Genomic DNA, 19,422 nt, shown 5'->3' on the forward strand with positions numbered 1-19,422 from the left:
AAAGTGAGAAATGAAAGCAACGATGCGATCTCACTGGGAGCAAGATCGCGTTAAGGTGTGAGGGTTAGCTCTGTTGCGTGGTCAGCCACTGGCGCAAGCGTTCGGGCTGTTGTGCGCCGCTCAGGCGTGCCTGTTCTTCACCGTTTTCAAGCCATAGCAGCGTTGGTAGCGTTCTCACCGCCAGTTTCTCTGTCAGTACAATGTGATGATCGGCGTCCAGATAATGACTTGGTAATTGACGGTATTCCTCATTATCCAGGATCGTTTCTAACTGACGGTAGAGGCTTTTACAGTGGACGCAGCGCTCGGCGCCGACCAGCAGCAGCTGTGGCGTGTCTTGTGCCGCTAACTCAGGCCAGTCTTCAGCAGTAAGCGGAGCGAAGCGTTCACGGTTGACGGCAAAGAGCTTCGGGCTGCGCTTAAGGTCTTCGCTGTCGGTTGCGACGCATAGGGCATCGCCGCTCTTTTTATAAGGGCGCGTACCGTCAATACGAATCACGCTAGCGAAGCCGGGGGCGGCGGCTCCGGGTTGACGTAGCTGAGTATTATCGGGAGCCATCACGGGTGTTTCCTGTGGGCGCGGCAGCTGTGGCACCCATTCATAGGGAACGCGGTAGGCGCGATACAGCATGTTGGTGTTCACCGTTTTGCCCCAGTAAGGGGAAATAAACTCCCAGACAATTTCGTGATCGACGGTGACTTCAAACAGTCGACCGTTAGCCCCTTCGTTAATCAAGGTATTGCCGTTGGGCAGGCGTTGGATATTACTGATATACGGACTGTAAAAACGAAACGCATCGGTCGGATGTGGGATTCCCGCTTCATAGGGCGAGTAGCGCCAGACAATATCCAGCGTCACCGGATTGATTTCCAGCACGCGGGAATAATCACGCCAGGCGTTTTTTACCCCGTCCGCCGATGCCGGATTAGGTGCGCCATAGCCCGCCCAGCCGCCGTTATCAAACACCAGAATATTGCCTGCGCCGGGTAATCCCGCAGGGATCATATGGGCGTGGTGCTGACCGATAATCCAGCCGATGTGTTTGAGTTCAGGCGTGTTGTAATGAGGACCAAGCTGCCAGACGATGTTGCCACTCTGCTTGTCGATGATGGCGATGATGTTGGATTCGCGCGCGTCCCAGATGATGTTATCCGGGTGGAAACGGCTATCACCTTGATCGAACCACGGATTGGGGCCGAGTGCCGACATGGAGTTGATGTGCATCCAGTCGCCCATCCCGCCGCCGCTCTTGCGCAGGTTAGGATTGTTGTACAGCGCGGTTTTTGCGTCGTCATCAAAACCCAGCTCATCGAAATGGTCGCTGCACCGCCATTCCCATAAAATGTTGCCCTGCCAGTCCACCTCAATGATGGTGTCGTCGAGCAACAGTTTGTCGCTGATGCGTTCATTGTGCAGGTTGGTATGCGCCAGCAGTAGCGTGTTGCCGCCAATCGACTGGGGCTCTTGCCCGGGTGCATAATAGCCGACCGGGTTGCCGCTGCGCTGGTAATCATGGTGGACGCGCGCCATCCATTCTGGCGGAAGATCAGGATCGGTTATGTGCTCATACCCATTGAACTTCCAGACGACGTTGCCGTCCCAGTCCACCTGAATCAGGTCGACCATATCTTGCATACCATAGCGCGAATCACGTTCGCCGCTGTGTCCGAGAATGTAGCCGCCGGGCAGAATTTTGTTGGGGAAGCCGTGCAGACCTTCCCACAAACGCAGTTCGGTGCCGTTCATATCTACCAGCACCGCGCCGCGTTCCAGCGCCTGAAAGACGGTGTAGCCGCCCCAGGCTTTTTCTGGGTTATAAATCGTGGTGCCGGTTGGGTAGACGGATGGGTGTCCCATAGTGGTGCTCCAGTATTTACGTGTTCAGAGAAGAGGAGATGGCCGCCGTATCGGCTGGCTGCGTCAGGAGTGTGAGCAGATCGCTGCACTGCTGGTGAAAGTCTTGGCTGTCACGCTGGCGCGGATGTGGCAGCGAAATGGTTGTAATCTGGCGGATACGCCCCGGTCGCGGTGCCAGTACGACAACGCGGTCGGCGAGGTAGACAGCTTCTTCGACGTCGTGCGTCACCAGCAGGGTCGTGGTGCCTTCTGCCTGATGAATACGACGCAACTCCTGTTGCATCTGCTGGCGAGTCAGGGCGTCTAATGCACCGAAAGGTTCATCCAACATCAGGATCCGGGGATTGGCGACGAGTCCGCGCGCGATGGCGACACGCTGTGCCATACCGCCGGAAAGTTGGGCGGGCAGGGCATCGGCAAAATCCTGCAAATGCACGAGCTGAATAAAGTGGTCAATCAAGTGTTGTCGCTCTTTTTCGCTGATCGATTCATTCGCAAGCCCAAGTGCGATGTTTTGCCGCACGGTCAACCAGGGAAACAGGCGCGGTTCCTGAAACACCATGCCGCGCTCGCGTCCGATACCACGAACAGTTTTTCCTTCAACCAGCACGCGCCCTTGATAATCGTTGTCTAACCCGACCAACATGCGCAGCAGTGTGGATTTTCCGCAACCGCTGCTGCCGACAATCGCCACCAGTTCACCGCTGTGAATCGACAGTGAAAAATCCTCAATCACTGTCAGCGATTCGCCCTGTACGCGAAATTGCTTATGCAGATGGTCGAACCGCACCACGGGTGGTGACACATCAGGGGAAGGGGACGTCATGCAATTTCTCCTGCGGAACGCCAGCGCGTCATCCGCTGTTCCAGACCTAATCCGACGCGATCAAGTATCGCGCCCGTTAATCCAATCAGCAGCATGCCGCTGATAATCAGAGGCATATCCAGCAACTGTTGGGCGTTGATCATCAGGCTGCCGATTCCGGTGCCGGATGACATGAAATATTCTGCGCCGATGGTGCCAAGCCAGGCATAAATCAGTGACAGGCGCAGACCCGCGAAGATCGCAGGCGCTGCGCCCGGTAGGATTAAGACTCGCAGGCGGGTCAATAAACGGAGCTGTAACACGTGAGCGACTTCCTGTAATGCCAGTGAACGTTGGCGAATACCACGATGACTGGCAACCAGCATGGGAAAGAAGGAGGCGAGTGCGACAAACGTGATTTTTCCGGCTTCATCGTTACCGACCCAAGCGGTCAGCAGCGGTAGCCAGGCAAACAGCGCGATCTGACGTAGCATCGCGACCGTCGGCGTAAAGAGGGCGTCGCTGGTGGCGTTTAGCCCCAGTAGTACGCCGCCTATGAGGCCGGCGGCAATACCGCATACCGCACCAGCGAGTGCACGAGTCAGGCTGGCCTGCATCGCCTCGGTAAGTGAACCATCGCGAAAGCCTTGTAGCAGCATGTGCCATACGTCGGCGGGCGGAGGAAGCAAGAGCGGATCGATCCAACCGAAGCGGCTGGTCTGCTGCCAAAACAGCAGAAGCAGAAAGGGTAAAACCAGCGCCGATAGGCGGCGAGGCGACGCCGTGGTTAAGCGGCCGATCGGTGGGGGTGGCCAGAAGACCAGACGGCGCTCCAACTGATTGATCAACCACTCCATCGCCAGTCCTGCCAGTCCGATGGTGGCGATGCAAACAAACACGATGTCTAGCTGAAACAGCTGACGTCCCCATACCAGCAAGTAGCCAATCCCCTGAGATGACGCCAAAAGTTCGACCACGATCAGCGATACCCACGCCTGTGAGAGTGCGAGTCGCAAGCCTGTGAGCCAGGTCGGGAACGCCGCGGGCAGGGTTAATTTGATGAGGCGCTGATGCCACGGCAGGCGTAGCGTGCGAGCGACTTCCTGTAGCGCATGCGGCACATTACGCACGCCCGTTTGTGTATGCAGCGTCACGGGGATAATGACGGCCTTGATAATAACGGCCAGCTTCAGGCCGTCATCAATACCGAATAGCACCATAAACAGGGGGATCCACCCCAGCGTTGGGATCTGTGCCAGCACGTACACCGTTGGGTGCAGCAGATGTTCGGCGCGGCGTGACGCCCCCATCAGCGCGCCAAGTAAGGTGCCTGCGAGTAAACCGGCCAGCAGGCCGCTCGCTAAGCGTTGCAAGCTGGTAAAGAGCTGTGGCAGAAGATCGTTGTGCCACAGTTCGACGGCGGTGTTGGCGACAAGATGGGGTGCAGGAAGAATCTGAGCGGGCATCCAGCCGTAGTGGGTGCTGATATACCACAGTGCTAGCAACGCCAGAGGAACGACGAGCGGATAGGCCAGCGCTATCGGCAGCGAAGGCCAGACGATCACGTTTTTTTTCAGCACTATCGACTTATTCATTTTATTCCACGAAAGCATCACTGTTGGATGAATAGGGAATAAAAAACAGGTTTCAGTGGTGAACGCCAATGCAATAAAGCGATGGTCGCCGTGCAATAAATGCATATGCGTAGCCCAAGCCCGTCAGCGCTGATTTATGCTTTTTTTCGCTTAACAAACCTCTAAATGTTATTTAAGCCTGGCGCCAACGGTTCGCTAGTTTCATGGCAGATAAAACGGATTATTGAGGAAAACCGTATGCAGCACGCTACCCCTTTGGATTTGAACGCTACCTATTCTCGCTGGCGGCAGGGAATGAATAAGATGCTAGGTATGACGCTACTGATAAGCGCCGCGCTTGTGTCTACCGTGCAGGCGGACGAGAACGTGAAGCCAGATGCACAGAAGCCGACGGAAATTCGTATCGGTTTGCCGGATCAAAGCGCGGGTAGCAAGCCCTTTATTCGCGGGCCGTTGGGGCTGGCGCATATTCAAAAACAGTTGGAGCAGGAATTTGAGCCGCAGGGCATCAAAGTTCAGTGGTCGTTCTTTAAAGGGGCAGGTCCAGCGGTGAATGAAGCGCTGGCGAACAAGCAACTGGACGTTGTGTATCTGGGCGATCTGGCAGCCATTATTGGCCGAGCTGGGGGGCTGCCGACGCGGGTGCTGGTCGGGTCGCGCGGTTCTAATTCCTATCTGGCGGCGACACCGGAATCGGGTATTCAGCGCATTGAGGATTTACGCGGCAAGCGGATTGCGGTCTACAAAGGAACAGCCGATCAGTTGTCGTTTGAGCGCGCGATTAAAAGCGTCGGGCTGAATGAGCGTGATGTACGGGTCATCAACCTGGATTGGACGGCAGGCAAAGCTGCGCTGGCTGCCAGACGTGTAGATGCGGTGTGGGGCGGTGTGTCTCTGCTGGCACTGCGTAAGCAGGGCATCAATATTGTCACGACCAGTCGAGCGCTGGGCTGGGCGAATACCACGCAGGCTGCGGTGCTGGCGACGCAGGACTTTATCGATCGCTATCCGGGCACAACGCAGCAACTGGTGAATGTGTTGGTGGAGAATGCGCAATGGATCGGCGATGCGCAGCACCTACCGGAATACACGGCGCTGATGTCTGAACAGAGCCAGATACCGCAGGCCATCTTTCAGGAAGAACTGAAAGCGGAAGATCTCCCCTTCCAAAGCTCGCCGCGCCTCGATCCGTTCCTGCTCAGCAGCTTGCAGGACAGTATCGAACGGGCGAAAGCGGCAGGGCTGATTCGCAGCACTTTTTCAGCCAGCGACTGGTTTGCCGGAGAGTTTGCCGATCGGGCATTGAAGGCCAAAGGACTGGAGTCAAATTGGCCGGTGTATGACACCAGCGGTAATCCAACAAAATGATCACGAGCGCTCACAGGGTCGGTAGTGCCGGAACCGGTGAGCGCAGCCTGTCTTGCGCCAATAGCGTTTCGATCATCAATTCGGCCAGCGGCGGCAGCGTTCTCTGGAGACAAGTGACAATCCCGAAGCGGGTTTGCATGTGTCCCCATTCTGGCGGTGTGCCTGTGAGCGGAATTTCGACCAACTGATGGCTTAATCGCCCTAGTGCAAAGCCATCCTCGCTGGCGAAGCTGATGGCCTGCGTGTGCCGCAGGATGCTGAAGACAGAATAGATATGGTCACACTGAATTTGCGGGCGATAGTCAGGCTGACGTGTCAGGGCGGCCAGAATTTTGCGCATGCCGACAGGCATAAAAGGCGAGGCGAGCGGAAAACGCAGGAGGTCGTCCGGCGTCACATTTTCTTGTTGAGCCAACGGGTGTGAGGAATGGCAGATAAAGAAGCACCGCTGCGGGCTTAATGGCTGCACGTGGAGGCCGGTTTCCATTTCGGCCTGCCAGGTATCCGCGACAATAAAAGGCCACTCGTCGGCCAGCAGTCGTTCACGCAGGGATTGCCAATTATCCACGCTGTAAGTGACCTTGGCACGCGGCCGTAGTGCATGAAAATGTGCGACCGCTTTGGGGATCAGCGTGGTAGACGGCGCAGGGCCGCAGCCAAACGTCAGTTCGCCTTCCTGCGCCTCGCTGATCTGCCGCATGTCGGTCATCAGTTCCCAGGAAAGCTCCTGCATACGCCGCGCAAACGGCAGTAACGTATTGCCTTGCCACGTCAGTGCAAAGCGTCGGCTCTGACGATCGATAAGCGGGTGTCCCACCGTTTGTTCCAACGCCTGAATGCTGCGGCTGAACGCTGATTGTGACAGGCAGACCGCTTCTGCGGCCTGTACAAAACTCCCCTGTTCGGCCAGTGCAAGAAAATTGCGTAATTGCCGTAAATCCAGATGCATGTTGCAGCTACCTACCGTATCAATTTTCCTCACTTTTTAGGCGGAGGTCGGATGCCAACGCAATGAACAAAATGTTATAAGTTATAGCGAATTGATTACGCTGGGACCCCAGCGCGCGATTCCACTAGGGTGAGATAGGTGTAGTGAGGGTTATAACGGCTCTGGCTTGATGAGCTGTAATTCCACGCCCAGTCTTATGGCATGTTTGGCATTGAGAACACCGAGTTTTTTTACCACATTGCCGATATGAAATTTCACGGTGCTAATTTTTATATCCAGAATCAATGCAATTTCTGGATAGGTTTTCCCCATGCTCGCCCAGTACAGAATTTCGTTTTCGCGCTGGGAAAATATCTCTTTATCACTTTGTTTTTTGCTCTGTGGGCTTTGTGTCATCTCTTTGTAAAACGTGGTGATTTTTTCATGTACAGTAATAAGCAACATTTGTAATTTGTCTTTGTTTTCCTCAACAATATTTTCCATATCTGTTGGCGAGTTTTCTTCAAACATAATCGATAACGCGGCGAGACTGTTATTGTTGTCATGTAAGACAAAAGTATAGCCATTAACAATATCGTATTCTTTTGACAGATTAAATATTTTGGAAAACTTCAGTTTGGAATTAATAACAATATTATCTTCCCAAGAGAACGGCGAGACTGTGTTGATCGCCGTTAAAATAACAGGATCGATATGCTGATAATTATTTTCTTTATACGTATTCACCCATTCTTGTGGGTAATTTGAAATGATCACAACCTGAGACGGATTTTTCTTGTTCATGATCATGTAGGCGTATTTCAGGTTGCCATACTGTTTTAACTTTCGGCTGAGATAGGTTTTTATCGTGTTATTGATAATTTCATTATCAGAGCAAAATACAGACATGTAACGACCTCAATAAAAGCGAGAATATGCCTATCACATCGACAGGAACATAAAAGTATAGCCCGAACCTATACCTAAGTCTAACTACTGTTACCCCATGATATCACTTATAATTTTTTCATGAATAGGGCAATTTATAAAAAATTTAAGACAGTCTGTTTTTAAAAAAAATTGTTACAAATTAATTTGCCAACCCAGGGAATTACCCATAATTTTGCGTCTATTCTGTTTACTGTATTTAGGGTGTGTGGTGTTAAGCCGTGTGCCCTAAATTCAGTTCTCTCCTCATATTTCAAATCCCCTACGCGTCAACTTTCCTGCGGCTAGGGAACCTCTGCATGGGGAGCGGGATAGTAAATAATCCGTTTTCGCTTATCAAGCCCCATCATCCTTTGATGTTCATTATTGCATCGCGTTTTTCCCGTTTTTCATCGTATTTTACCGACAGTGACGTGGCCTTATGTAAAGAGGCGGTGGTGAGGCTAATGTTTTGATAACATTGCTATATCAAATCCTATTTTGCTCGTCAGCATCGGCTGGCAAGAGTGATGATTTGCTGCTGAGCATGTGCAGAGTGGCATCACTTCCCGCAGCCTGCTCGGTGAACTGGCTGCGACAGAGCAAACGTGCTCGCTCATCTTCCCCAACGTCACTCAGGCTCCAGTCGGCCTCAAAAGCCACCAATTGGCCTAGCCAGCTATCAAATCGCCGAACCTAAAGATGGATTCTGGTTAAGAGGGGCGTGAGGTTTTCTTCTCTGACAGCATTTCTATCACGATTTGGGATAAGGTGTTGGCAAATTTTGCCGATATTAAGGGTTCAGGGAATGTTATCTGCACCTCCCGTTGTACTGAAGAGGGTAGATATCCGTTTACTGATCTAATGATTGTCATCGTTGGATGAGTAAGTTGAGGTACTTAACGGTTTTTTTACGTTTGACGCTGGATAAGATTGAAGAATACGACTATCACGTACAGTGGAGCGGCCAGATGTTAGTTCATGTTTACTCACATCTCGAATGTTGCCTGATTACGCTATACCTATAAATAATGACTCGCACTGAGGAAAGCATGGATAATTTTCAAAAAGAGATTGATGAGAGAACAAACCTCACCTCTGCTAATAAATTCGAACTCTTATTATTCCAGTTGGGCAAATCACCTGAAGGTGGCAAATCTGAGCTGTTCGGCATCAACGTGTTTAAACTGCGTGAAATTGTGCCGATGCCTACATTGACCAAAGCGGCGGGTATGAAATCACCGATGCTGGGTATGGTCAACATTCGTGGGCAAATCATTCCCGTTATCGATCTTCCTGCGGTAGTGGGTAGCGCAACGGAAACCGGGCTGAATATTCTTCTTATCACGGAGTATGCACGTAGTACGCAGGCATTCGCCGTGGAATCGGTAGACGATATCGTTCGTCTGGAATGGAGTCAGGTGCTGACTGCGGAAGCTGGCGTGAGTAGTTCATATATCACCAGTATTGCGCGGCTTGATAACGACAAAGACAGCAACCGTTTGGCGCTGGTGCTGGATGTTGAACAGATTCTGTTTGATATTATTCCCGGCGATCGCGAAACCAAGCTCAAGAATTCAGAAGAGAAAACTTATTCCTATACGCCAGGTGCGATTGCCATTGTGGCGGAAGATTCCAGAGTCGCGCGTTCGTTGCTTGAGCAGGGGTTAACCCAGATGGGCATTCCATTTAGTATGCACATCACTGGACAGGATGCCTGGAACAAGATTCGGCAAATTGCGAAAGAAGCGCAGTCAGAAGGGCGACCGATTTCGGACAAAATCTCACTGGTTCTGACCGATTTGGAAATGCCGGAAATGGATGGTTTTACGCTGACCAGAAACATCAAGCGTGATGAGTATCTGAAGAATATCCCTGTGGTGATCCACTCATCACTGTCTGGTAGCGCGAATGAAGATCACGTCCGCAATGTGGGTGCGGATGCTTACGTCGCGAAATTTGAGATCAATGAATTGTCGACGGCGATTCAGACGGTGTTGAACAAGGCGCGTCGTTAATGAGTTGAACGAGAGTGCGATAGCATTCGGCCTCTGTCTCCTCCTTTGCGGGAGAAAGTAGAGGCCGATTTTTTTAGCCATTAATTATCTGAACAACGCCCCCCCTGATAGCTAGGCAGGCGGCAGAAGATTAATCCAGATCGGATGCCTGGTGGCGCTCGGCGACCTGCTCAGACTCTTCGCCCCAGGTGCGGTTGACCTTGCGACCACGAATCACTGCCGGGCGGGCAGCAATTTCATCAGCCCAGCGTTTCACATGCGTGTATTCATGCACGGACAGAAACTCTGCGGCGGAGTAAAGCGCGCTCTGTACCAGTCCGCCGTACCACGGCCAGACAGCGATATCAGCAATGGTGTAGCTATCGCCAGCCAGATAGCGGTTTTCCGCCAATTGACGGTTGAGAACATCCAATTGGCGCTTGGTTTCCATCGTGAAGCGGTTAATCGGGTATTCAAATTTTTCCGGCGCGTAGGCGTAAAAATGCCCGAATCCACCGCCAACGTAAGGGGCGGAGCCCATCTGCCAGAACAGCCAGTTAAGCGTTTCAGTACGTGTAGCGAGGTCGTTTGGCAGCAGCGCCCCAAATTTCTCGGCCAGATACACCAAAATGGAGCCAGACTCAAACACGCGAATCGGTTTTTCGCTGCTTTGGTCGAGTAACGCGGGGATCTTGGAGTTCGGGTTGACGTCGACAAACCCGCTGGAGAACTGATCGCCATCGCCTATCTTAATCAGCCAAGCATCGTACTCGGCACCTGCATGGCCTAACACCAGCAGCTCTTCCAGCATGATGGTCACTTTCACGCCATTCGGCGTCGCCAACGAATAAAGCTGAAGCGGATGCTTGCCAACAGGCAGCGCTTTTTCGTGCGTCGGACCCGCGATCGGGCGGTTAATATTAGCGAAGGCACCGCCGGAAGATGCGGGCTGCCAGACCTTTGGCGGCACATAAGTTGGGGATGTAGCCATTGAAAATCTCCTTATGCATGAAAAGAGAGCGAGTTAAGTCAACACCATAACAAACTCATGTATTTTACTGATACCGTTCTGTTCTATATGTTCCTCATATTGATATAACGTGAGATCCGCACCTTGCCGAACTGCGTGAACGGGTGCAAAAAACACAAGTTGAAATGGCGCAAGTGCTTGGATTAAAACAACCGACCATGGCGGTAATGGAGAAACTCGGTCGTGGCCTGAAACGTTCTACACTCAAACGTTATATTGAAGCGACCGGCAATGAGCAACGGCTCATTATTCTGGAATGGCTTGCCGATCCTCGATCGCATTTTCCAGAACAGCAGGATGGCGATCTGGTTAAGGATGGGGTATGTGTAGGGTTTATCACTGAGAAGATCGGCCTGAGCCAGCCGACCGTCACCGGTCATCTCCAATATCTAGCGAAAGCCGGAATTTTCACATCGAAACGTATCAAAAGCTGGGTGTTCTACAAACTCGTCCCTGAGCGTTTAGACGAGGCCGTTGCGGTATTGCCCGAGCTTGCACCGGTTGCCTCGCGTCATCATAAGCCGTCAGAATAGGCGTCAAGCCTGGCGCGGTTCGGGCGGAACCATGCTCATCTATCATGGTTTCAAACGTCTTTCAGCGCGAATAACCAGCCATAGTGCTGTGGAGCGGCGATTTAAAATACATGAAAAAGTCATCGGAACCTACATTGAAAAACACGATTACAGCGTAATTGAGTCATAACTCTATTTTGAAGGTATCATCATTTGGTGCAATAGCGCGCTTATTATCCAAGGTAAATAAAGTATTAGCCTCTTGAATATCCGATATCAACTCTTCTTAGTTAGACAAAATAGATACTCGTACAGTATGGAGGGATGCTATCGTAGAGATACCATCTGCATATCTATTTAATTCACATGATTAGTTACGATTTTGGTAGGTTGGGCGGATAAAATGACAAAATGCTACGGTAGCAAAGCGACCTTTTAATCGCCGTTAAGATACGGCGACAAGTAGCACAATGGTTGTTGTTAACATTTAATCTATTTGTTTTTGCGGCATAAAAATTTATCTTTTATCACGCCATCAAAGAAACGGCCTTTAGAAACGACAGCGTCAGAAATAAATTTTTTATAGATAGATTCAGGTACGCCAACATATTGATAGATCTCTTTGTTATGAAATGCTATCTCAAGAATGTGCGTCTTTGGGTCATACCCAATTGAATCAATTCGTGACGATGAAACCTGCTGTCGCTGCAATGCTTGCTTCTCCCTTGTGTAAAATAAGAGCAAATAATAAAAGATTTACCGCATGACGCATTGTCGGCGATTATGCTTATTTATTGAATATGTATCAAATTTTTGGCGGGTTGGTTAGTAAAATCGTTGTTTTAGCATTTTTATGCTGTGAATTTGTTCAATAACGGCAAATTTTTCTGTTTAGTTAGGGGGCGCTGCAAATCTACGATGACGAATAGCGTGCTACTTTTTTCAGATCTAGCCTGAAACGCAGATTTGCAGTAAGCCAGAATAGCTATTCCGGTGCGCATTCGATCCTGTTCCTGCCATTTGCCTTCGCTTGATAGCGTGCATCGTCTGCCGCCTTTATCAAACATTCATAATCTGGATGACCATTATGCACGGCGATGCCTACACTTATGGTCATTGTCACGCTTTCACCGCTTTGAAGATGAATAGTGTGATCCTGAATTTTCTTTCTTAGTCGTTCGATGATGGTGTGAGCGGCAACCTTGGGCGTTTCAATGTTCAGTAGCTCGTTCAACTTTTCATCTCTTTTGCAATTATGTCGGGTGTACTAAGATAGAAATGATCAATTTTTTGCTTGAATAATCGATATTTAATGACAGTGAGGATTAGCATGTCGTTGCTAAAAATTAATCATTTCATATAGGAACTATTATTACCGTTGCTGTAAGTGATAATGCCATTTTTTTAATATTAGAAGTTATTTTGAGATAAATTTATGAAAGTTAATGATTTGGTTACTGTTAAAACCGATGGGAAGACGCGTAGGGAAGGGACTGTTCTGGCTGTGGATACGTTTGAAGAAGGGATAATGTATTTAGTTGCACTAACAGATTACCCTGCCGGTATCTGGTTTTTCAATGAGATTAACAGTAAGGATGGTACGTTTGTTGAGCCAAAGACGCTGCCGGAAAAAGAGTAAAGGGAAAGACCAACAGGCGAGCATTGTCCTAATGAACAATGTTCGCCGCTATTTAGTATCCAGTAATTAGAACGTTTCCCAGTTACCGTTTTTCGTATTGGTTTGGCGGGGAAGGGCGAGTGATGAATGGCCCTTTGCGTGCAGAGCATTTGACCGAGCGGGCGCTGAAGGAGCACTTGATAGATGGCTGGATAACTTAAATGTTGCAACGGCTTGGGTCAGTAATGCAGCTTGCTCCTCTAGCGATGCCGCAGCGGCACTGGCTTCCTGAACGAGTGCAGCATTTTGTTGCGTCACGCTATCCATTTCAGAGATCGCTTGGCCGACCTGCGTTATTCCCCGGCTTTGTTCGTCAGACGCAGAAGCAATTTCACCCATAATGTCGGTGACATTAGTGACTGCATCGACGATCTCTTTCATTGTTTGACCCGCGTTATCAACCAAGACAGAGCCACTATTGACCAGGCTTACTGATTCGGAAATCAGTGTTTCTATCTCTTTTGCTGCTTGCGCACTACGTTGTGCGAGGCTGCGAACCTCACTTGCAACGACAGCAAAGCCACGACCTTGTTCTCCTGCTCTGGCTGCTTCAACCGCTGCATTTAGCGCAAGAATATTGGTTTGAAAAGCAATGCTGTTAATGACGCTGGTAATTTCAGATATTTTCTTTGAACTGCCCGAGATACTGTTCATTGTATTGACAACGTTTGCAACGATCTCTCCACCTTGTTTAGCTTTCCCAGAAGCGTTCGCTGCAAGTTGGCTTGCATGGTGAGCATTCTCTGAGTTTTGTTTCACGGTAGCGGTGAGTTGCTCCATGCTTGCCGCAGTTTGTTCAAGCGCTGCCGCTTGCTGTTCGGTACGTGAGGAAAGGTCTGTGTTACCCGATGAGATCTCTGTCGAACCTTGATAAATAGAATCTGCGCTTTCCCGAACGGTAGTGACGGTTGTGACCAGCGAGGATTGCATTTGTTGAACGTTGCTGGCTAGCGTACCAATTTCATTCCTGCCATAGTGGTCCGTCATTTGAGTCAGATCGCCCTGCGCAATGCGTTGAATTCTCATGACCAACTGGTTCATCGGTTTGATGAGGATTCCTCGCAGAAGGAAGAATGTCAGAAGCGTTAGAATGGTGGCCAGAGCGAAACTGCTCCCCATCAATGAATACCCGAGTAGCGCATTTTTATGTGCAGTTTCGTTTAATTCTTTCGCTCTCTGCGTACGGTAAGCGACAGCTTCGAGTAGAAATTTGTTGTAGGCTGAATCTAAAATACGGGTTTCTTCGGATTCAAGGGTGATGACTTCTTCAAACAGCCCTTGCTTTGCCGCAGTGAGCATTAACATAAGGCCTTGATTGACATATGCGTCATAGGATTTGCGTAGATCGCTGTCCAATGCCATATCCTGAGGTGTTTTAACCGGACGCTCTTCATAGATAAGGAATGCTTTTTTTGACTGTTCCAGGCGTTGTTCAGCCTGCTTCAGGTTGTCATTAAAGACCTGAGAGTCGCCAATGCGTGCTGCTGCTGCTGCCTGGATTAGCAACAGACGGGCAGTGCGAAGGTGGTTAGAACTGTTTGAAATTCCCATTCGGGTATCGATTTCTTGTGTAACGTCATCTAATGATTGATTGCTGCTTTGTAAAAAATAGCTGGATGTGCTGATAGATGCTGCAAATAGCAGCATAATACCACCCAGAATAATGATGAATAAGGGAACTAGCCGTAAATTGCTCAGCATGCCAGCCTCGACGTGCTGCTCAGACTTTGAAGTTATTGTCATATCCATCCACTCATTCTCAGGAAATTATGATTTACCATGCCACTCGCGGCGGCATTAGCGTTTAGGTTTTAGTGTCTACATTAATGACAATCCATTAGCTAAACAACCAATGTAAAAGATAATCGGCATATATTGAGAAACCTTAATCAAATTCGATGCGATCCCGATCACGTTTTTAACGCTTTAAAAAGAAAAGAAAATTACGTGATGTGAAATCATACAATTGATAATAAAAAACGAAGAGTCTGACACACTAACTTTATTTATTTGTACTTCAACGCTATTGTGTGGAGTCTATCTTCGGAGGGATTTTTCTTGGAAAAGCAGACGCATTTTTTTTCTGATAAAAAAATTGTTTTTTTTATCGCCACATTATGTTGTTTACTATGGGGGAGTGCTTATCCTGCCATTAAAAATGGCTATGAGCTGTTTCACATTGCGGATAATGATATTCCTGGGAAACTTGTTTTTGCGGGTTACCGTTTCGCGTTTGCTGGCCTGTTACTGTTGGGGCTCGCGATGCTAAGTGGTCGGTCTATCGGGCGCTTTCAACCGGGGCAGTTAGCTCAACTGACAATCTTGGGAACATTTCAAACATCATTGCAGTATGTTTTTTTCTATATCGGTCTGGCATATACCACGGGTGTTAAAGGTTCAATTATGAACGCAACCAGTACTTTTTTCAGTGTACTGTTTGCTCATTATCTATACAGGAATGATAAGCTAAACCTCAATAAGTTAACTGGTTGTATATTAGGATTCGCTGGTGTAATGGCCGTAAATATTAGCAGTAATGAAATGAGTATTGGTTTCACGCTGCTAGGTGATGGCTTCGTTGTTATTGCTGCATTTATTTTGTCTGCATCGACAATATATGGTAAGCGGATATCACAAACGATGGACCCAACTATTATGACAGGTTATCAATTAGCGATTGGTGGCGTTATCTTAACGGTGTCAGGGTATTGTACAGGTGGATCGCTAGTTATACCCGATTGGAAAGCAGTGCTGATGCTTGGTTACCTTATTTTGCTATCTTCAATCGCTTTTTCATTATGGAGTCAATTGTTGAAATATAATCGGGTCGGTATGGTTGCACCATTTAATTTTCTCATTCCCGTATCCGGTACCGTATTGTCAGCGTTGTTTCTTAATGAAAGCATTCTGGAGTGGAAATATTTCTTTGCACTCATCTTGGTATGTTCTGGCATTTGGCTGGTTAATCGGGTTACGAAGGTGTGATCAGGAAATTATTTTTATTACAACCAGATAATTTCCTAATGTTGCATTCTGAAATGTAATGCTTGAGATCGCGAAGGTCATGCTGTGCTTTGCATGACCTCATACCATAACAGTGCAATCAACCCATATCGTTGAGAGTTTTTTGGGGAAAAAGTGTAAGTTTTCATGAACGGTATAAATTTAATGCACGGCGTGCATATCGGTTATGACGATATTTTTGTATATGCATCATTTACATAGCAAGCGAATTGTTTCTTTTTATTATATCCATACTTTTTTTGTAACGCTTACTGTGCATTTTGAGTGTAAAAATAAGCATGAAAGTGATCTGACCAGATACGGCTTAGTTCATAATGTTTTCATTTATGTGATCTGGATCACATAATGGCTAGAATTCTTCTTCAGTTGCGTTGTATGTGCTACGGATTAGGCGGTACAGTTGCGCTGTTTTAGGATTAATCCTATGCTCTTGGTCGGGTAAGTCTTCATCGAAGGATCAGGAAAGCAGCGGATGAACGGATTCTCCGCGTGATGCGCAAAATTGGCTAAGGTTGGCAAGTAGCGATTGCCCGAATAAGAAATGATGAAGTAGTAACTTGCAGTATCTGGCACCGATAGTTTTTTATGCCATCAATGGAGAGTGATTTTCGAATTGGGCGATATGGTCTATCACCTAACTTATGTTTTAAACATAGCCTGTCGGGATGGGAAATATGGGTACCTCTGAATTACTCAAACACATTTATGACATTAATCTGTCTTATTTGTTACTGGCGCAACGCTTAATTAATGATGAAAAAGCTTCTGCGATGTTTCGTCTAGGAATCAATGATGAGATGGCAGATATCTTGATGCAATTGACTCTGCCGCAGATGGTGAAACTGGCAGAAACTAACCAGTTGATATGCCATTTTCGTTTTAACGATCACAATACAATCAAAGTGTTGACTCAGGAGTCGCGTGTGGATGATTTACAGCAAATTCATACTGGGATTTTGTTGTCGAGCCACTTATTACAACAGTTAACTTCGAAAGAAGAAAACCTGCCTAAGAAAAGGGCATAAGTGATGGCGGAGAAAAGTATTGTTCAGGAAGCGAAAGATATCCAGTTGGCGATGGAGCTCATTTCGCTTGGTGCTCGTTTACAGATGTTAGAAAGTGAGACTCAGCTAAGTCGCGGGCGTTTGATCAAGCTGTATAAAGAACTTAGAGGAAGCCCGCCACCAAAGGGAATGTTACCTTTTTCAACGGATTGGTTTATGACTTGGGAACAGAATATTCATTCATCAATGTTTTACAACGCTTACAATTTTTTAATTAAAAATGGGCCGTGTAGCGGTGTTGAAGCAGTCATTAAATCTTATCGATTGTACTTGGAACAGTGTGCACCTCAGAGTGATTCTCCACTGTTGGCATTGACTCGGGCTTGGACATTAGTCCGGTTTGTTGACAGCGGTATGCTGCAACTGTCGTCATGTAATTGCTGTAAAGGGATGTTTATTACTCACGCTCATCAGCCTAAAAACAGTTTTGTTTGTAGTTTATGCCAACCGCCTTCCAGAGCGGTAAAAAGGCGTAAACTTTCGCAAAATCTTGCCGATATAATACCTCAACTGCTGGATGAACAGGTAAAACACGCAGTCTGAGCCTGTAGCGCGATTTGTGAATCTATCACTGTTGGTTGTGAAAGCAGTGATAGGTTTTTTCCTCAAGAACGTCTTGGCTATGGCTCCGCAGTTTTATCTCACCTTCCGCCCACCTTTTTTATTATAAGGATTTCTTGTGCTGGTTATATTGGGTTATATCGTAATTGTGGCCTCGATACTCGGCGGTTATCTCATGGTCGGTGGGACCTTGGGTGCGCTTTATCAGCCTGCGGAGTTACTGATTATCGGTGGTGCTGCGCTGGGCGCTTTCATTGTCGGCAACAATGGAAAGGCGATAAAAGCAACACTGCGAGCGTTACCTCTTTTGGTCAAAGGTTCCAAGTACAATAAAGCGTTGTATATGGATCTTATGGCCTTGCTCTTTCGTGTGATGGCCAAATCTCGTCAGCAAGGGATGCTTTCGTTGGAGTTTGATATTGATAATCCTCGCGATAGCGAGATCTTCTCAAGCTATCCGAACATCCTTTCCGACAACAATATTGTTGAATTTATCACCGATTATTTACGTTTGATGGTCAGTGGTAACATGAATGCGTTTGAGATTGAAACGTTGATGGACGAAGAGATCGAAACGATTGAACATGAAAGTGAAGTACCCGCAAGTAGTTTGACAATGATGGGCGACGGCCTCCCCGCATTTGGTATTGTCGCTGCAGTTATGGGGGTTGTTCACTCATTAGCTTATGTTGACCGACCTGCCGCTGAGCTAGGGATGATGATTGCCCATGCCATGGTGGGAACTTTTCTTGGTATCCTACTGGCTTACGGTTTCGTCTCTCCATTAGCAGCCTTACTGCGTCAAAAAAATGCAGAAAAAATCAAGATATTGCAGTGTGTTAAAGTGACTTTACTGTCGAGTCTTAATGGCTATGCACCGCAGATTGCTGTGGAGTTTGGACGTAAAACGCTGTACTCAACGGAGCGGCCTTCTTTTACCGAATTGGAAGAACATATTCGTCGTGTAAAATCGCCGACCCAGCAAGCGTCGGATAGTAACGCATGAAACATCAGCATCCCATTATTCGCAAAAAGCGCAAATCCGGGCATGGGGGTCACCATGGTGGCTCTTGGAAGATTGCCTACGCTGACTTTATGACAGCAATGATGGCATTGTTTCTGGTTATGTGGCTCATCGCCATCTCTACACCTATGCAGTTGGCCCAAATCGCGGAGTATTTTCGTACCCCTTTAAAGGTTGCATTAACTTCAGGCTCTAAATCAAGCGACAGTTCCAGCCCAATCCCTGGTGGGGGAAATGATCCAACTCAACAAGATGGTGAAGTGAAGAAAGACATCAAAATAGATAGCGTAGAAAAGAAACTTGATCAGGCTAGACTTAACAAACTGCGTGAGCGCCTGGATCAGTTAATTGAGGCAGATCCCCGATTACGCGCACTCCGTCCACATTTGCTAATTGAGATGATTGAGGAAGGGTTGCGTATCCAAATCATTGATAGCCAAAATCGCCCTATGTTTAAAACCGGGAGTGCACAGGTTGAGCCTTATATGCGGGATATTCTGCGTGCGATAGCCCCTATTTTGAATGACTTTCCCAATAAACTGAGTATTTCAGGTCATACCGATGATGTTCAGTATACGACAGGGGAACGCGGTTATAGCAACTGGGAATTATCTGCTGATCGCGCCAATGCATCACGCCGAGAGCTGATTTTCGGTGGTTTGTCTGATGGAAAAGTTCTGCGCGTTGTGGGCATGGCTGCGACAATGAGCCTCAAACAAGCGACAAGCGGAAATGATGCGATTAATCGACGTATCAGCCTCTTGGTACTGAGCAAACAAGCTCAGAAGGATATTGAAGAAGAAAATGCAGAAAGCTCTGCTGTAAATATAGATAAAGCAGAAAATTTACAAAATATGGGGTTGGATAAGCCTAAACCTACCACGCCGACTGCCGAAAATAGTGATAACAATACGGGTGAAAGTGGTGAGGCATTGCCACAACCAACAAATGGAGTTCCTGCTCCAGAGCGTCAACAGCCAACTACTGCGTTGCCTGCTGCGCCGGATAGCCAGGCGACGCCTTCTCAATAAGTCGCGATTCACAGCTGAGG

General features: G+C 48.2%; 19 protein-coding genes and 1 pseudogene. 10 read left to right on the forward strand and 10 right to left on the reverse strand.

The annotated features are described in order from the left end of the window. Window positions 1-64: 64 nt before the first annotated feature. The 3 genes from AACH44_RS07145 to AACH44_RS07155 are packed head-to-tail and all read right to left on the reverse strand — an operon-like array spanning window position 65 to window position 4,258. The gene (locus AACH44_RS07145) at window positions 65-1,858 is read right to left on the reverse strand and encodes an aryl-sulfate sulfotransferase (RefSeq protein ID WP_261847884.1); all 1,794 of its coding nucleotides are present in this window, start codon (window positions 1,856-1,858) and stop codon (window positions 65-67) included. A gap of 16 nt (window positions 1,859-1,874) precedes the next feature. Beyond that, window positions 1,875-2,684: an ABC transporter ATP-binding protein gene (locus AACH44_RS07150; RefSeq protein ID WP_261847885.1), complete on the reverse strand. Its 810-nt coding sequence runs from the start codon at window positions 2,682-2,684 to the stop codon at window positions 1,875-1,877. Further along, the gene (locus AACH44_RS07155; RefSeq protein WP_261847886.1) at window positions 2,681-4,258 is read right to left on the reverse strand and encodes an ABC transporter permease; all 1,578 of its coding nucleotides are present in this window, start codon (window positions 4,256-4,258) and stop codon (window positions 2,681-2,683) included. The genes AACH44_RS07150 and AACH44_RS07155 overlap by 4 nt, the downstream gene beginning before the upstream one ends. Window positions 4,259-4,495: 237 nt before the next feature. On the opposite strand from AACH44_RS07155, the gene AACH44_RS07160 reads away from it, so the two are divergent. After that, window positions 4,496-5,626: an ABC transporter substrate-binding protein gene (locus AACH44_RS07160; protein WP_261847887.1), complete on the forward strand. Its 1,131-nt coding sequence runs from the start codon at window positions 4,496-4,498 to the stop codon at window positions 5,624-5,626. A 10-nt stretch (window positions 5,627-5,636) separates the two neighbouring features. Here the strand turns inward: AACH44_RS07160 and AACH44_RS07165 are convergent, their stop codons facing one another. From AACH44_RS07165 to AACH44_RS07175, 3 genes are all read right to left on the reverse strand, one after another. After that, window positions 5,637-6,575 carry a LysR family transcriptional regulator gene (locus AACH44_RS07165; RefSeq protein ID WP_261847888.1) on the reverse strand — a complete coding sequence of 313 codons (939 nt, stop codon included), beginning with the start codon at window positions 6,573-6,575 and terminating at the stop codon, window positions 5,637-5,639. A gap of 150 nt (window positions 6,576-6,725) precedes the next feature. After that, complete coding sequence (locus AACH44_RS07170; RefSeq protein ID WP_261847889.1) at window positions 6,726-7,463, reverse strand: LuxR family transcriptional regulator; 738 nt, start codon at window positions 7,461-7,463, stop codon at window positions 6,726-6,728. A 507-nt stretch (window positions 7,464-7,970) separates the two neighbouring features. Then, a complete protein-coding gene (locus AACH44_RS07175) occupies window positions 7,971-8,144 on the reverse strand; it encodes a hypothetical protein (protein ID WP_261847890.1) in 174 nt (57 codons plus the stop codon). 389 nt (window positions 8,145-8,533) lie between these two features. On the opposite strand from AACH44_RS07175, the gene AACH44_RS07180 reads away from it, so the two are divergent. Further along, the gene (locus tag AACH44_RS07180) at window positions 8,534-9,499 is read left to right on the forward strand and encodes a chemotaxis protein (protein WP_261847891.1); all 966 of its coding nucleotides are present in this window, start codon (window positions 8,534-8,536) and stop codon (window positions 9,497-9,499) included. Between the two features lie 130 nt (window positions 9,500-9,629). On the opposite strand, the gene yghU is transcribed toward AACH44_RS07180, so the two are convergent. Next, window positions 9,630-10,469 (reverse strand): glutathione-dependent disulfide-bond oxidoreductase, encoded by an 840-nt coding sequence (gene yghU / locus AACH44_RS07185; protein ID WP_261847892.1) that lies wholly within the window; start codon window positions 10,467-10,469, stop codon window positions 9,630-9,632. A gap of 119 nt (window positions 10,470-10,588) precedes the next feature. Between yghU and AACH44_RS07190 the strand changes: the two are divergent. Together AACH44_RS07190 and AACH44_RS07195 are read left to right on the forward strand one after the other, a co-directional pair. Next, window positions 10,589-10,753 (forward strand): annotated as a pseudogene (locus AACH44_RS07190) (helix-turn-helix domain-containing protein); the annotation flags it as partial. 6 nt (window positions 10,754-10,759) lie between these two features. Then, window positions 10,760-11,041 (forward strand): helix-turn-helix domain-containing protein, encoded by a 282-nt coding sequence (locus AACH44_RS07195; RefSeq protein ID WP_338659604.1) that lies wholly within the window; start codon window positions 10,760-10,762, stop codon window positions 11,039-11,041. Between the two features lie 471 nt (window positions 11,042-11,512). Here AACH44_RS07195 and AACH44_RS07200 read toward each other — a convergent pair whose 3' ends face one another. Beyond that, window positions 11,513-11,731: a KTSC domain-containing protein gene (locus AACH44_RS07200; RefSeq protein ID WP_261847893.1), complete on the reverse strand. Its 219-nt coding sequence runs from the start codon at window positions 11,729-11,731 to the stop codon at window positions 11,513-11,515. 274 nt (window positions 11,732-12,005) lie between these two features. Beyond that, window positions 12,006-12,254, reverse strand: a complete 249-nt coding sequence (locus AACH44_RS07205; RefSeq protein WP_261847894.1) for a GGDEF domain-containing protein — start codon at window positions 12,252-12,254, stop codon at window positions 12,006-12,008. 201 nt (window positions 12,255-12,455) lie between these two features. Between AACH44_RS07205 and dsrB the strand changes: the two genes are divergently transcribed. Beyond that, window positions 12,456-12,659 (forward strand): protein DsrB, encoded by a 204-nt coding sequence (gene dsrB / locus AACH44_RS07210; protein WP_261847895.1) that lies wholly within the window; start codon window positions 12,456-12,458, stop codon window positions 12,657-12,659. 66 nt (window positions 12,660-12,725) lie between these two features. On the opposite strand, the gene AACH44_RS07215 is transcribed toward dsrB, so the two are convergent. Beyond that, entirely contained in the window at window positions 12,726-14,447 is a 1,722-nt protein-coding gene (locus AACH44_RS07215) for a methyl-accepting chemotaxis protein (RefSeq protein WP_261847896.1), read from the reverse strand. A 309-nt stretch (window positions 14,448-14,756) separates the two neighbouring features. Between AACH44_RS07215 and AACH44_RS07220 the strand changes: the two genes are divergently transcribed. From AACH44_RS07220 to motB, 5 genes are all read left to right on the forward strand, one after another. Beyond that, a complete protein-coding gene (locus AACH44_RS07220) occupies window positions 14,757-15,683 on the forward strand; it encodes a DMT family transporter (RefSeq protein WP_261847897.1) in 927 nt (308 codons plus the stop codon). 713 nt (window positions 15,684-16,396) lie between these two features. After that, a complete protein-coding gene (gene flhD, locus AACH44_RS07225; protein ID WP_014915924.1) occupies window positions 16,397-16,747 on the forward strand; it encodes a flagellar transcriptional regulator FlhD in 351 nt (116 codons plus the stop codon). Window positions 16,748-16,750: 3 nt separating this feature from the next. Beyond that, complete coding sequence (gene flhC, locus AACH44_RS07230) at window positions 16,751-17,329, forward strand: flagellar transcriptional regulator FlhC (protein WP_261847898.1); 579 nt, start codon at window positions 16,751-16,753, stop codon at window positions 17,327-17,329. Window positions 17,330-17,465: 136 nt separating this feature from the next. After that, window positions 17,466-18,353, forward strand: coding sequence for a flagellar motor stator protein MotA (gene motA / locus AACH44_RS07235; RefSeq protein WP_261847899.1), 888 nt, complete (start codon window positions 17,466-17,468; stop codon window positions 18,351-18,353). Continuing rightward, on the forward strand, window positions 18,350-19,402 hold the full coding sequence (gene motB, locus AACH44_RS07240; RefSeq protein WP_261847900.1) for a flagellar motor protein MotB: 1,053 nt from the start codon (window positions 18,350-18,352) through the stop codon (window positions 19,400-19,402). Before motA ends, motB begins: the two co-directional genes overlap by 4 nt. The last annotated feature ends 20 nt before the right edge of the window (window positions 19,403-19,422 follow it).

It is taken from the genome of Pectobacterium araliae, assembly GCF_037076465.1.
GTDB lineage: Bacteria > Pseudomonadota > Gammaproteobacteria > Enterobacterales > Enterobacteriaceae > Pectobacterium > Pectobacterium araliae.